General features: G+C 62.8%; 12 protein-coding genes and 1 pseudogene. 6 read left to right on the top strand and 7 right to left on the bottom strand.

Translation table 11 applies throughout. The features are described from left to right. The 3 genes from kce to AWB79_RS31935 are packed head-to-tail and all read left to right on the top strand — an operon-like array spanning position 1 to position 3,495. Positions 1–933 (top strand): 3,5-dioxohexanoate:acetyl-CoA acetone transferase, encoded by a 933-nt coding sequence (kce, locus tag AWB79_RS31945; RefSeq protein ID WP_061171449.1) that lies wholly within the window; start codon positions 1–3, stop codon positions 931–933. 22 nt (positions 934–955) lie between these two features. Further along, the gene (locus AWB79_RS31940; protein ID WP_061171448.1) at positions 956–1,891 is read left to right on the top strand and encodes a 3-hydroxyacyl-CoA dehydrogenase; all 936 of its coding nucleotides are present in this window, start codon (positions 956–958) and stop codon (positions 1,889–1,891) included. A gap of 50 nt (positions 1,892–1,941) precedes the next feature. Further along, on the top strand, positions 1,942–3,495 hold the full coding sequence (locus AWB79_RS31935) for a class I adenylate-forming enzyme family protein (protein ID WP_061171447.1): 1,554 nt from the start codon (positions 1,942–1,944) through the stop codon (positions 3,493–3,495). An 18-nt stretch (positions 3,496–3,513) separates the two neighbouring features. Here AWB79_RS31935 and AWB79_RS31930 read toward each other — a convergent pair whose 3' ends face one another. From AWB79_RS31930 to AWB79_RS31910, 5 genes are all read right to left on the bottom strand, one after another. Next, a complete protein-coding gene (locus tag AWB79_RS31930; RefSeq protein ID WP_061171446.1) occupies positions 3,514–4,959 on the bottom strand; it encodes an efflux transporter outer membrane subunit in 1,446 nt (481 codons plus the stop codon). A gap of 10 nt (positions 4,960–4,969) precedes the next feature. Next, positions 4,970–6,130 carry an ABC transporter permease gene (locus AWB79_RS31925; RefSeq protein ID WP_061171445.1) on the bottom strand — a complete coding sequence of 387 codons (1,161 nt, stop codon included), beginning with the start codon at positions 6,128–6,130 and terminating at the stop codon, positions 4,970–4,972. Continuing rightward, positions 6,127–7,071: an ABC transporter ATP-binding protein gene (locus tag AWB79_RS31920; RefSeq protein ID WP_061171444.1), complete on the bottom strand. Its 945-nt coding sequence runs from the start codon at positions 7,069–7,071 to the stop codon at positions 6,127–6,129. Before AWB79_RS31920 ends, AWB79_RS31925 begins: the two co-directional genes overlap by 4 nt. Further along, positions 7,068–8,024 carry an HlyD family secretion protein gene (locus tag AWB79_RS31915; RefSeq protein ID WP_061171443.1) on the bottom strand — a complete coding sequence of 319 codons (957 nt, stop codon included), beginning with the start codon at positions 8,022–8,024 and terminating at the stop codon, positions 7,068–7,070. The genes AWB79_RS31920 and AWB79_RS31915 overlap by 4 nt, the downstream gene beginning before the upstream one ends. Before the next feature lie 180 nt (positions 8,025–8,204). Beyond that, a complete protein-coding gene (locus tag AWB79_RS31910; protein WP_232471084.1) occupies positions 8,205–8,825 on the bottom strand; it encodes a phosphatase PAP2 family protein in 621 nt (206 codons plus the stop codon). Positions 8,826–9,100: 275 nt separating this feature from the next. Here AWB79_RS31910 and AWB79_RS40225 point away from each other — a divergent pair, with 275 nt between their 5' ends. Next, complete coding sequence (locus tag AWB79_RS40225) at positions 9,101–9,271, top strand: hypothetical protein (protein WP_198399140.1); 171 nt, start codon at positions 9,101–9,103, stop codon at positions 9,269–9,271. A 251-nt stretch (positions 9,272–9,522) separates the two neighbouring features. Here AWB79_RS40225 and AWB79_RS38970 read toward each other — a convergent pair. Both AWB79_RS38970 and AWB79_RS31905 read right to left on the bottom strand, forming a co-directional pair. Continuing rightward, positions 9,523–9,776 (bottom strand): annotated as a pseudogene (locus AWB79_RS38970) (alkaline phosphatase family protein); the annotation flags it as partial. Positions 9,777–9,780: 4 nt separating this feature from the next. Beyond that, positions 9,781–10,161: a nuclear transport factor 2 family protein gene (locus tag AWB79_RS31905; RefSeq protein ID WP_061171441.1), complete on the bottom strand. Its 381-nt coding sequence runs from the start codon at positions 10,159–10,161 to the stop codon at positions 9,781–9,783. Between the two features lie 226 nt (positions 10,162–10,387). On the opposite strand from AWB79_RS31905, the gene AWB79_RS31900 reads away from it, so the two are divergent. Together AWB79_RS31900 and AWB79_RS31895 are read left to right on the top strand one after the other, a co-directional pair. Beyond that, a complete protein-coding gene (locus tag AWB79_RS31900; protein WP_061171499.1) occupies positions 10,388–12,760 on the top strand; it encodes a penicillin acylase family protein in 2,373 nt (790 codons plus the stop codon). A gap of 411 nt (positions 12,761–13,171) precedes the next feature. After that, positions 13,172–13,546 carry a DUF4148 domain-containing protein gene (locus tag AWB79_RS31895; RefSeq protein ID WP_061171440.1) on the top strand — a complete coding sequence of 125 codons (375 nt, stop codon included), beginning with the start codon at positions 13,172–13,174 and terminating at the stop codon, positions 13,544–13,546. The last annotated feature ends 293 nt before the right edge of the window (positions 13,547–13,839 follow it).

Raw genomic sequence — 13,839 nt, 5'->3', positions numbered from 1 at the left:
ATGGCAACGAAACGCAAGGTCATCATCACCTGCGCGCCGACCGGCGCGATCCATACGCCTTCGATGTCGCCGTATCTGCCCCTCACGCCGCAGCAGATCGGCGATGCGGCGCTGGCCGCCGCGAAGGAGGGCGCCGCGATCATCCATCTGCACGCGCGCGATCCGAACGATGGTCACCCGACGCAGGAGCCCGCCGTGTTTCAGGAGTTCCTGCCGCGCATCAAGGCGGAAACGGATGCCGTCATCAACCTCACGACGGGCGGCAGCCCGCATATGACCGTCGCGGAACGGCTGAAACCCGCGCATCACTTCAGACCGGAGGTGGCGTCGCTGAACATGGGCTCGATGAACTTCGGCCTCTATCCGATGCTGGAACGCTTCAAGGAATTCAAGTACGAATGGGAGCGCAAGCATCTGGAGAACAGCCGCGATCTCGTCTTCAAGAACACCTTCGCGGATATCGAATACATCCTGACCTCGTGCGGCGCGAACGGCACGCGCTTCGAATACGAGTGCTATGACATCTCGCACCTCTACAACCTCGCGCATTTCGTCGATCGCGGGCTCGCGAAGCCGCCGTTTTTCGTGCAGAGCGTGTTTGGTTTGCTGGGCGGCATCGGGCCGCATCCGGAAGACCTCGCGCACATGAAGCGCACTGCGGATCGTCTCTTCGGCAAGGACTATGTGTGGTCGATTCTCGGCGCTGGCCGCAATCAGATTCCGCTCGGCTCGATGGGCCTCGCGCAGGGATCGAACGTGCGCGTCGGTCTGGAAGATTCGTTGTGGATCGAGCCGGGCAGGCTCGCGGAATCGAGCGCGGCGCAGGTGCGCAAGATCCGGCAAGTGATTGAAGGCTTGTCGCTCGATATCGCGACGCCCGCCGATGCGCGCGACATGCTCAAGCTCAAAGGCGCCGCCGACACCAACTTCTGAACGGGACGAGGACCATACACAGATGCAAGCGAAGAACATTGCGGTGATCGGCTCGGGCCGCATCGGCCGGGCGTGGGCGATCGTGTTCGCGAAGAGCGGCTTCAACGTGACGATTCACGACGCGTCGCCGGAAATGCTTGCGGGCGCGATTCCCGCGATCCGCGAAAGCGTGCAGGATCTCGCGTCATTCGATCTGATCGACGAACCGGTCGATACGATTGTCGCGCGCATCGGCGCATGCGAGAGCCTCGCCGATGCCGTCGCCGATGCGGATCTCGTGCAGGAGAACATCGCGGAAGTGGTGGAGGCCAAGCGCGCGCTCTTCACCGAGCTCGACCGTCTGACGAAGCCCGATGCGCTGCTCGCAAGCTCGACTTCGGGACTGCCCGCGTCGACCTTCACGGAAGGCCTGCAAGGGCGCGCGCGCTGTCTGGTCGCGCATCCGGTGAATCCGCCTTCGCTCGTGCCGCTCGTCGAGTTGTGCGGCGCGCCGTGGACTTCGCGCGAGACGATGGAGCGCGCCCGCGCGATCTATGAAGAGGCGAAGCAAAAACCCGTGACCGTCAATCGCGAGATCGCGGGCTTTCTGCTCAATCGTCTGCAAGGCGCGGTCCTGGACGAAGCCTTGAGTCTCTACGAACAAGGCTATGCGAGCGCCGCCGATCTCGACACCGTCATGCGCGACGGACTCGCGATGCGCTGGTCGTTCATGGGGCCGTTCGAAACCATCGACCTCAACGCGCCCGGCGGTGTGGCCGATTATGCGTCGCGTTATGGCGGCACCTATCGAAGCATCGCGGCAGGGCGCAAACCGTTCGACTGGTCCGCCGACACGCTCGACCGGCTCGATGCCGAACGACGCGCCGAATTGCCGCGCGACAAAATCGAAGAGCGCAGCCGCTGGCGCGATCGTCGTTTGATGGCGTTGCTCGCGCATCGCCGCGATCTCAAGGATTGAGCACGGACGTTATCATCCCGGCGTCACTGTCACGAACGATCTCGCCTGAAATGAACGCTTCCGCACACAGCATCGATGTCGATGCGCTCATCGCCTCGCTGCCCGAGCGCATCGACGCGATCGTCACGCGCGGGACGATCGCTCAGCCCGAACACATCGCGTTGCGCGAGGACGCCCGCGCGCTGACGTATGCGCAACTGGAGCACGCTGTCGATGCGCTGGCCTCGCGTTTCGCGGCGGCGGGCGTGCGCGCGGGCGATCGCGTGATGCTGGTCGGCGAGAACAGCGTCGCGCTGGTCACGGCGTTCTTTGCCGTGAGCCGGCTCGATGCATGGGCGCTCGTGGCCAATGCGCGTCTGTCCGCCGTCGAGCTCGATGCGATCCGCGCGCACGCGAAACCGCGCATTGCCTTCTTCACGGTCGAAGCATCCGACGACGCCGCGCATCACGCGCAACGCGACGCGGCGCGCACGGAGACGCTCGACGCCACGCCGATAGGCGCGTTCGCATTGAGCGCCGTCGATGCGTCATCCGGGCAGGAGCCGCATGGTCTGCCTGCAAATCGCCAATGCGCGGCGCTCATCTACACGACAGGCACGACGGGCGCGCCGAAAGGCGTGATGCTGTCGCATCGCAATCTGCTGTTCGTCGCGGCGATATCGAGCACGCTGCGCCGTGTCGGCCCCGATGATCGCGTCTATGCCGTGTTGCCCATCTCGCATGTCTTCGGTCTCACATCGGTATGTCTCGGCTCGTTGTATGCGGGCGCGACGCTGCGGCTGGCAGCGCGCTTCGACACCGAGCAGGCAGGTCGCGTGCTTCGCGACGAGCGCATGACCATCTTTCAGGGCGTGCCGGCGATGCATGCGAAGCTGATCGACCGCTACACGCCGGAAGGCGGCCTGCACGCGTCCTCGCTCCGCTTCGTCTATTGCGGCGGCTCGCCGCTCGACATGTCGCTGAAGGCCGCGGCCGAGGCGTTCTACGGGGTGCCGCTGCACAACGGCTACGGCATGACCGAGACCAGTCCCACCGTGTCCAATACGCGTCTCGACGCGCCCGCGCGTGACGCGTCCGTCGGTCCGCTGGTGCCGGGAGTCGAAGCGCGCATCGTGCCACTCGCGCAACAAGCCGATGCACACGACGACACCGGCGAATTGTGGGTCCGCGGGCCGAACGTCATGCTCGGGTATTACCGCGATCCGGCGCAGACGGCGGCCACGGTCACGCCGGATGGCTGGCTCAGGACCGGCGACCTCGCGCGCTTCGAACACGGCGAGCTGTATATCGTCGGGCGCAGCAAGGAACTCATCATCCGCTCGGGCTTCAACGTCTATCCCGCCGAAGTGGAGCAGGCGCTCAACAGTCATCCCGATGTGCTGCATTCCGCCGTGGTCGGGCGGCATGTCGAGGGCAACGAGGAGGTGCTGGCGTTCGTCGAATTGCGGCCAGGCAGCGTGGCCAGCGAGCGTGAACTGGCCGACTGGGCAAGCGTGCGGCTCGCGCCCTACAAGCGGCCATCGTCCATCCGCATTCTCGACGCGTTGCCGGTATCGGCGAGCGGCAAGGTGCTCAAGCATCGGCTTGCGACGCTCGGCGGATAGTTGCGGGCGCAACCGCTTTCATCGCGGCGCGGAGGCGGCTTTCATGTCTTCACCCGCGCCACCCAGCGACTGGAACAGCGCGGCCGTGTCCGAGAGCCGGTTCGCTTGCGCGAGCGCGTAGTCGAGTTGCGTTTGCAGCGCCTGCCGCTGGGTGTCAAGCAATTCGAAGCGGCTCACGCCGCCCGCCGCGTGACGCGCCATGGTCGTGTCGAGACTCGCTTGTGCTTCGCTCGCCGCCACTTCCCGCGACTGCAATGCGCCGGCATCGTTCTGCAGCGCGCTCAGGCTGTCGGCGACTTGCTGCAGCGCGTCGAGCACGGTCTGACGGTACGCTTGCAGCGCTGCATCATAGGCCGCTTCCGCCGAACGTTTCTTCGCACGCAGCTCGCCGCCATGAAAGAGCGGCTGCGTCAGATTGAGTCCCACATTCCACACGTTCATGCTGTTCAGCATGTCGCGAATGCTGGTGCGCTGGCTGCCCGCACCCGCCGTGAGCGAGAACTTCGGATAGAGATCGGCCGTCGCCACCCCGACATGCGCGCTGGCCTGATGCAACAACGCCTCCGTTGCGCGGATGTCGGGACGTTCGCGCGCGAGCGTCGAAGGCAGCGTGAGCGGAACGTCGCCGGGCAGATGCAGCGAGTCGAGCGTGATCGCATCGAAGTCGGCTTTGGACGGCTCGACTCCGGTGAGCACTGAAAGACGATGATCGGCCTGATCGCGTTGCGTGACTAGCGATGGCAGGCTCGCGCGTGTCTGCTCGAGCAGCGTGCGTTGGCTGCGCACGTCGAGTTGCGCGACGCCGCCCGCTTTCAGCCGGCCCTCCATGATCGACAGTTGGCGGGCCTGTGCATCGGCGAGACGTTCCGTCAGCGTGATCTGCTGCTGCAACGACGCGCGTCGTATCACGGTGGCGACGACATTGCCCGCGATCGAAAGACGCGCCGCATCCAGCTCGAACGACTGGTAATCCACTTGCGCGCGCAGTGCTTCGAGCGCGCGCCGCTCGCCGCCGAAGACATCGAGTGTGTAAGACACGCTCACCGATGCGTCGTAAAGCGTGAACGGCCCCGGCGCCGGTATCGGCACGCCGAACGCGGCGGGATCGACTTTCTGACGCGACGTGGACAGCGAAGCGTCGACGGACGGGAAGTAAGTCGCGCCCGCTTGCGCGCGGTAGTCTTCGCGCGCCTGCACGAGTCTCGCGCGGGCCTGTTCGAGCGTCGGGCTGTCCTCCAGCGCGCGATCGACGAGATGGTTCAGCGCGTCCGAGCCGAACTGCGTCCACCACAGCGGCAACGCACGATCGGCCGATGGAAAGCGCTGCGGCGTCACTGTCGAAAGAGGTGTCTGTGGCGGCGTTTTGATGTAACTCTGCGTATCGGGCGGGGCGGGCGAATGAAAGTCGGGACCGACCGTGCAGCCGTACAGCACGAGGACGCAGAACGGAACGAGCGGTTTCATCGACGTCTCCTCAATCCAGCGTACGCCGGTAGAAGCGCAGCGCGATGCCCATCACGATGACGGTGAACAGCATCATCGGCCAGACGGAAGGCCACAGGTCCGCCCAGCCGTTGCCCTTGAGCAGAATGCCGCGAATCAGGCGGTTGAAGTACGTGAGCGGCAGCAGATTGCCGATGAACTGCGCCCATCGCGGCATGCCCGCAAACGGAAACATGAAACCCGAGAGCAGGATGTTCGGCAGGAAATAGAACATGGTGAGCTGCATGGCCTGAAGCTGGTTCTGCGCAAGCGACGACAGCGTGATGCCCACGGTCAGATTCGCGGCAATGAAGAGCAGCGCGGCGAGATAGATCGCGAACGGATTGCCGATCAGCGGTACATGGAACACGAAGCGCGTGGCCATGAGAATGATGGTCGCCTGAATCAGGCCGATGAATACATAAGGGATGATCTTGCCGGTCATCACTTCGATGGGTCGCACCGGAGTCGCGAGCAGGTTTTCCATTGTGCCGCGTTCGCGTTCGCGCGTGATGGCGAGGCCCGTCATCATGACGAGCGTCATCGTGAGGATCACGCCCATCAGGCCCGGCACGACGTTGTATTGCGTGATGCCTTCAGGGTTGTAGAGGTTGTGCACCTGTACGTCGAAGGCGGCGGGCCTGCCATTGAGGTAGGCGAGCGGCCCCGTGATGTCCTTTTGCGCAACCGACTGCGCGAGATTCGACAGGGCCATGGTCGCCTTGCTGACCGCGGTCGGATCGGTGGCGTCCGCTTCGACGAGCAGCGCGGGCCGTTCGCCGCGCAGCAGCCTGCGCGAAAAATCGGCGGGAATGTTCAGCACGAACAGCACGCGGCCTTGCGCGAGCGCGCGGCGGCCAGCTTCGTCATCGGGCAGGGTTTCGACGATATCGAAGTATTGCGAATGCTCCATGGCCGCGATGAAGCTGCGCGAAAACGGACTCTGATCCGCCGTGATGATCGCAGTGGGCAAGTGCTTCGGGTCCGTGTTGATCGCATAGCCGAACAGCGCGAGCTGCACGATCGGCAAGCCCACGATCATGCCAAAGGTGATGCGATCGCGCCGCAATTGCAGGAACTCCTTGGTGACGATGCTCCACCAGCGCGTGAAGGAGAAGCGCGTGAACATTGCGAGTGGGCCGCGCGCGTTCATGACGCCACCTTGAAGTTGTCGGTCGAATGGCTCATCAGATAGATGAAGACATCCTCGAGACCGGTTTCGACGGGCTCGGCGTGCGTCGCGCCGTCTTTGGTCGCATCGCGCACGGCCTGTTCGAGCGCGGCGTGATCGCTGCCGCTCACATGCAGCGCGGCGCCGAACACCACCGTCTGATCGACGCCGGGCGTCTTGCGCAGACGCTCCGAGAGCGCGCTGAGACGCTCGCCGTGTATGACCCACGTGGCGAGATTCTGCGAGGCGATCACTTCACTGGCCGTGCCCTGCGCGAGCAGCTTGCCGTAAGCGATATAAGCGAGCTTGTGGCAGCGCTCGGCTTCATCCATATAGTGCGTGCTGACCAGCACGGAGATGCCTTGCGCAGCGAGACGATGCAGCTCTTCCCAGAAGTCGCGGCGCGCGGTGGGATCGACGCCGGCGGTGGGTTCGTCGAGCAGCAGCAGCTTTGGTTCATGTAGCATGCAGGCGGCGAGCGCGAGACGCTGCTTCCATCCGCCCGAGAGCGAGCCCGTCAATTGTTTCGCGCGGCTTTGCAGGCCGAGTGCTTCGAGCGAGCGGTCGACGGCCTCGCGCCGGTTCTTCATCTGATAGATGCGCGCGACGAAGTCGAGATTCTCGCGGATCGTCAGATCCTCCCAGTACGAAAACCGCTGCGTCATATAGCCGACGTTTCGCTTGATCTCTTCGCTTTCGCGCACGATGTCATAGCCGAGACACGTCCCGCTGCCCGAATCGGGCGTGAGCAGCCCGCACATCAGGCGGATGGAGGTCGTCTTGCCGCTGCCGTTGGGGCCTAGAAAGCCGAAGATCTCGCCGCGCGCCACTTGCAGCGTCACGTTGTTGACGACGTGCTTGTCGCCGAAATGCTTGTTGAGATCGTGCACGTCGATGACGTACTGGGTTTCGTGCCCGCTCATTGCAGCCTCACCGCCACGGGCTGGCCGGGATGAAGCTTCGCTGCATCGGCTGGCTGCGGATGCGCTTCGACCATGAACACGAGCTTCGAGCGGCTCTCGTTGCTGTAGATGACCGGCGGCGTATATTCCGCCTGATTCGACACATAGGTGATCTTCGCAGGCACGTCTTCGGCGCATCCGTCGCAATGGATGGTTATCGCGCGCCCTGTCGCGAGACTCCCCACGACGGCTTCGGGTACGAAGAAACGCACCTTCACGTTTTGCGGCGGCAGCATCTGCACGACGGGACTTCCCGCCTGAACCCATTCGCCCACGCGATAAAGCGTGTCGTACACCAGTCCTTCCGCTGGCGCGGCGACGCGCTTCTGATCGAGCTTCCACTGGGCCTGCGCGACTGCGGCCTGTGCGGCCGCCACTTGCGCGCGCTGCGCGCCGATCTGCTGCGGCCGTCCGGGCAGGCGAGCGATTTCGACCTGTTCGCCGAGATCGCGGACTTGCGCGGCGGTGGCCTCGGCGTTCGCACGAGAGTCGTCGAGCTGTCCTCGGGCGATGCCGCCCACGCCGAACTGCGCCGCGTCGCGGCTCAACTGCAAGGCGGCCTTGCGGGCGTTCGCGCGTGCCTGGGCGAGTTGCGCGCGTACCGAGGCTACTTCCGGGGCGCGCTTGCCCGTGAGCATGTCATCGAGTTGCGATTGCGCGGCGGCGAGCTGGCGCTTCGCCTGATCCAGAGCGGCGGTTTCATCGGCGGATTCGAGGGCGAAGGCGCCTGTGCCAGCGTGCAGCGTCTGCCCGCGCGTGGCGGATAACTCGGTGAGCTTGCCCGACTGAGATGAGCCGAGATAGACGAACTCTCCCTCGACATAGCCCTGATAGCCGTCGCGGTCCTGATGGGAGCACGCAACGAGCGCCGCGGCGAGCAGCAGGCAGATCGGTGTGCCGGAAATGCGGCTCATGGCGCGCTCCACGAATGCAATGAACTTCGATGTTGGTTGGTCTACCAAACAATAAATGAAGCATGGAATCGGTGTCAAGCGCGGCGCGTTCTTTTTACCGCTCCGTCGGCGTGTCAGGAAAAGAATAGAAGAGCACGCGCCCGTTGGGGCGCGTGCGTTGAAAAATCGGGGGGGGAGGGGTTACAGCGCCTTGATGACCGACATGGCGATCACGCGCGGCTCGTCGAACATCGTCGCGAGTTCGAAGAACAACAGGAATGCGAGCATGTAGCCTACGGCCGGACGGTATTCCATGAAGCGCACGAGGAGCGGCGCGATGCGCGTGCGCAACGGCGCGCGCGTGAGGAGCCACGCGCAGAGCGCGCCGATCACCGCGCCCCCGATCACATCAGTCGGGTAATGCAATCCCAGATAGACGCGCGGCAGGCACACGAAGACGACGCAATGAATAATCGCGAGCACGCCGACCCAGCGCCAGACGAGGAAGATGCCCACTGCGATTGCCATCCACAGCGCGGCGTGATCACTGGGAAACGAACTCCACATGCGGAGGAATTTGCCGGTTGTATCCGGAAGCGAAAAGCTCAGGTGAAGATTCGGATCGTAGATCGGCCGCATTCGAAACGGCAAGGTAAGCGCTAAAAGCCTGCCGAGCAGAAACGCGATAAGCGCAGCGCACAAAATACAGATCACCATTTCGCGGCGCCATCTCAGTGTCTCTCCGGGCCTGAACCAGATTGCCCACAAAATGGCGAGCGGAATGACACCTTTGGCCAGGTAAAAGTCAGCAATTGCGTGCACTGCGTGAGTAAATATGACAGACGAAGACGCAATACTTACCAGCCAGGTTTGAATTGCTATATCAAACGCATTCACTTCTCACTACTCCATCCGTTTATGACTGTTGCATGAAAAGAATATGAGCGGAATCGCACATTTGTTAGTGCGCCGCCGCGCATAACGCGGAAAACGGCACGAATTGCGAATCTGTATTAGCGAGCTAATGAAAGCGCAAAGAGTTCTTCAGGCAGGCATTTCTTGTGCTGCGCAATATGCGACAAAGAGGCGAATGCGATATGGATAAGCTTTTGGAATTGGCGCAGGACTGCGGCTTTTCGGTCGTACTGGAAGGTCGGATCGGCACTCAGGAATACAACAGCGTCAGTGGCCCGTTGCAGGCCCTGGAGAAATTCGCGGAGATCATTCGCGAAGCGGCGCTACAGGAACATCCGCGAAAGGACGAATAGATAATGCGGATCCCGCCCCGATTCGAATCCGTTCGATGCGATTCGGTCCCTTGGGGGCGGGTTCAAGTCACTTAGCCTGCCGTTGTGACCGGCGGGGGCGGCCGGGGCGGTGATGCTCGGCTTTCGACGTATCCCGCGATTTCTGCGCGAGAGGCGGGCGTCGTTGCGATCGCTTACGCTCAGGTCATACCTATGGTGGCTGGCGGCGAGCACCCACGTTTCCTCGACCGTCGCGGCGGGCGGCGCGCGGGCACCACGCGGCGCCAGGCCGTGATGTTCGGCTCCATCACATTGAAGCGCCCTTCGATGAAGCGGATCACCGAAGTGTGAGCGAACACCTGCGAGCACACGAAGCCGCCCTTGGTCCACGGCGAGACGATCGTCATTGTTACGCGCGGCCCGAGTCCGAAGGTCAAGTTGTCGACGGTATAGCTGCCGCGCGCGATGTCGGCGGTTGCGGCGGCACGACATGATAGAAGAAGTCGTCACGATTCGACATCCGAATCAAATCAAATGTGCCCGCCCTCCGGTGCTTCATGCGGAATCATCCACCCGAAGAACACTTCTGCTTCGACCAGCTTGCCGTTCCGGATAGTGAGAATCTCGGTGTTGCGGAATGCGCCATCGTCCTTCATGCGCAGATCGTAGGTGACGAACACGCGCTCCCCGTCGCGAACCAGATGAACGAACCGGAACTCTTCCGTGATATGCGAATTCGGCCAGCAACGCGCGAAGTAGGTTGCGCGATCGAGGCGGTTGTCGCGCGGACTGGTGAAGTGGAAATCATCGGCGATGATCGCCTCGATCGCGGCGCGGTTCTTCGTGACATAGGCCTCGTACACGCGCCTGGCTATCTCGACAGGATCGAGGATTTCGGCGGTTGTGGTCATCAGATATCTCCTTTGCTAGGGGTGCGGATCCGGTTAGACGCCTCCGTACCACGACGATCAAGAGCTCGCTGAATCGACATGCGGGATTCGATCAGCCTTTGCGCGTCGATTGCATTCGAATTACATTGCGATATCGCGAGATCCTGATCAACACCTAAAAGAAGGAGACGCACCCATGAAGGGAAAGAAGGGGCAACGTCTGCTCGCGCTCGTCGCGGGCACGCTGATGATGGCGCCGCTGACGGCAAGAATTGCATACGCGGACACGGCGAGCGACGAAACCATCACTGTCGCGGGCCTGTCGCAGCCATCCGATATCCTGATCGACCGCTGGGGTGTGCCGCATATTTTCGCGGCCAACGACAGCGATGCCTTCTTCGTGCAAGGCTTCAACGCGGCGCGCGATCGTCTGTTTCAGATCGATCTGTGGCGCAGACGCGGCCTCGGCGAGCTTGCGGAGGTCTTCGGTCCCGCCTATGTGGAGCAGGACAAGGCCACGCGCCTCTTCCTTTATCGCGGCGACATGGCGAAGGAATGGCAACGCTACGGGCCCGATGCGAAGCCTGCCGCGACCCGCTTCGCGGCCGGCGTGAACGCATACATCGGCTGGCTCGCGGCGCATCCGGACCGCATGCCCTATGAGTTCCGCAAGATTGGCTATTGGCCCGCGAAATGGAGCGCGGACGACATCGTGCGCATCCGCAGTCATGGTCTCACCCGAAATCTGACCAGCGAAGTGGCGCGTGCGCGTGTCGCCTGCAAGAGTTCGCTCGACTCGGACAACGTGCGCTTCGGCCTTCAGCCGTCCTGGAAAGCGCAGATGCCCGAGGGCCTCGATCCCTGTCTCCCCGACGACGTCCTCAAGGTCTTCACGCTCGCGACGCAGGGCGTGCATGTGACGAAGGAATCGTTGAAAAGCGCGGACGCAACGACCACGATCATCGCCGCGGCCGACAATCCCGAGGAAGTCACCGAAGGCAGCAACAACTGGGTAATCGCGCCGTCGAAATCGGCCACCGGCCGCGCGATCATGGCGAACGATCCGCATCGCGCCTACGCCGCGCCGAGCTTGAGATACATCCAGCAGATCAGCACGCCGACCCTCGATATCATCGGTGCGGGCGAGCCTTCCGCGCCGGGCATTTCGATCGGGCATAACGGTTCCATTGCATACGGTCTCACGATCTTCAACATCGATCAGGAAGACCTCTATGTGTATGAGCTGAATCCGGCGAATCCGCGCGAATATCGCTACAAGGGCAAATGGGAGCCGATGCGAGTCGTACATGAGCGGATCGCGGTGCGTGACGGGACGCCCGTGAGCGCGGACTTGCTGTTCACGCGGCACGGTCCCGTGATCTACACGGAAGAGAGCAAGCATCGCGCGTTTGCGGTGCGTACCGCGTGGCTGTCTCCGGGCATGTCGCCGTACTTCGATTCGATGCGCTACATCCGTGCGAAGAACTACGCGCAATTCAAGGCCGCGCTTGCGACCTGGGGCGCGCCGACGGTCAACCAGGTCTATGCGGACAAGGACGGCAACATCGGCTGGGTGCCGAGCGGACTTGCGCCCAGACGCCCGAACTGGGATGGCCTGATGCCGGTGCCGGGCGACGGTCGCTATGAATGGGACGGCTTCTGGCCGCGCGATGCGATGCCGTCCGTGTACAACCCCGCGCAAGGCTACTTCACCACGTCGAACGAGATGAATCTGCCTGCGGGTTATCCGTATGCGGAGCGCAAGCTCGGTTTCGAATGGACCAACGGATCGCGTCATCAGCGCATCGACGAGGTACTGAAAGCGTCGCCCAAGGTGTCGATCGAGGACTCGGAGCGCTTGCAGAACGACATCGTGTCGATTCCAGCGCGCCGTCTCGTGGCCTTGCTTGCGCCGCTTTCAAGCGATGACGAGGACACGCGCGCCGCGCTCGCAATGCTCAAGGGCTGGGATGCGCACATGGGTGCTGACTCTCCGCAAGCGGCGCTGGAGGAAGTCTGGTTGTCGCGACATCTCGGACGCGCGTTCAAGGAGGCGGTGTTGCCGAAGAGCGCGGCGGCGGCGTTCGGCGCACCGGATACCGCCGTCATGCTCGATACGCTCGAGCGTCCCGAGACACGCTTCGGCGATGACGCACGGCGCAAGCGCGATGCCGTGATGTTGTCGAGCCTGCATGATGCCTATGCGGAGATGCGTCGTCTGCAAGGCGACGATGCGAGTCAGTGGCAATGGGGCAAGCTGCAGACGAACCTGAATGCGCACCCGCTCGCCGATGCCGTCGATGCCGACATGCGCGCCAAACTCAACGTCGGCCCCATAGGCAAGGGCGGCAGCGCGTACACGCCGAATCAGTCCACCTATCGCGCGAGCGATTTCCGAGAGACGAACGGACCGTCGTTTCGTGTGGTCGTCGATGTCGGCAACTGGGATGACTCGCGCGCCGTGAATCTGCCAGGCGAGTCGGGTGATCCGGATAGCCCGCACTATCGCGACCTCGCGCAGATGTGGCTCAAAGGGGAGTATTTCCCGTTGCTGTATTCGCGTGCGGCCGTCGAGGCCGCGACCGAGAAGCGCGTGCATCTCGTGCCGGATACGCACTGAGCACGCGCGCCCCGCTGCGCCATTGTTGCGAGATCGGCAAGGCATCTTCAACGCGGGCGGCGCTGATCTTCGCGCCGTCTTGCTTCACAATAGCGATGCGGTGGACGGGTGCTGGCTGGCGCCTTGCCGGACTCCTCATCCGGTTCGTCCTCCGCGCTTCTCTTCTCGTTCCCTGCTTGATGTTTCTATTCGATAGCGACGCCCGGCCGTAACGGACGCATCGCGCGATGCCCAAGGAAATTCCGTTCCGCTGCGGGAATAGATCGCCGTGTGCCCGGGTTAACCATTCGAAGCCTCACAACTTGAAACGTAAGTCGAGTGAGTCGAAGCCGCGCAAGGGCCCTGTGCGTTCGATGAGGTTCGTGGATCGCTCGCGATCCGGTCAACCTTTTCTATCGGAGTCGGAACATCATGAACGTCATCGCCAAACTCGTCGTGTCTCTCGCCGTCGTCGCGGCGCCCACCTTCGCTTTCGCGCAAAGCCAGAACGGTCCGCTCACGCGCGCTCAAGTGAAGGCGGAGCTCGTGCAGCTCGAACGCGCCGGATACTCGCCTGCAATGGGCGAGCAAGCCAACTATCCCGCCGACATCCAGGCTGCGGAGGCGAAAGTCGCCGCACAACAGAACACGAACGAAGCCAACGAAGCCTATGGCGGCACGCACGCCGGCGGCGCGGCCTCGAGTGCGAGCTCGGCGCGCATGCCTATGTCGATGAAGCACGACGCGACGTCGGCTGCGGATTGCGTCGGGCCTGCCGGCTTCTGTTCGCCGTTCTTCGGAAGCTGAGTTGCCCGGTTATTGATTTGCGGGCGAGGAGATCATTCAGGGAATTCGGCGTTCGAAACCCCTAGCCTGGAAATTGGGTGTTCGGATGCACCGGGCGGACGCAGAAAAAAATAATTTGCGAGAGGGGGTTGCGGGAGCGTCATCGGTTAGTCATAATCTCGTTTCTCTGCTGCTGACAACGCAGCGACGCAAGACGGAAGTTGATGTGATGACTCGGTTTTGCGATGTGCTCTTTAAAAACTAACAGCCGATAAGTGTGGGCGCTTGATGCAAGTGCGGCTGGTTCTTCGGGA

Source organism: Caballeronia hypogeia (assembly GCF_001544875.2).
In the GTDB taxonomy this organism is placed as follows: Bacteria; Pseudomonadota; Gammaproteobacteria; order Burkholderiales; family Burkholderiaceae; genus Caballeronia; species Caballeronia hypogeia.
This window is presented reverse-complemented; position numbering and strand designations above follow the sequence as displayed.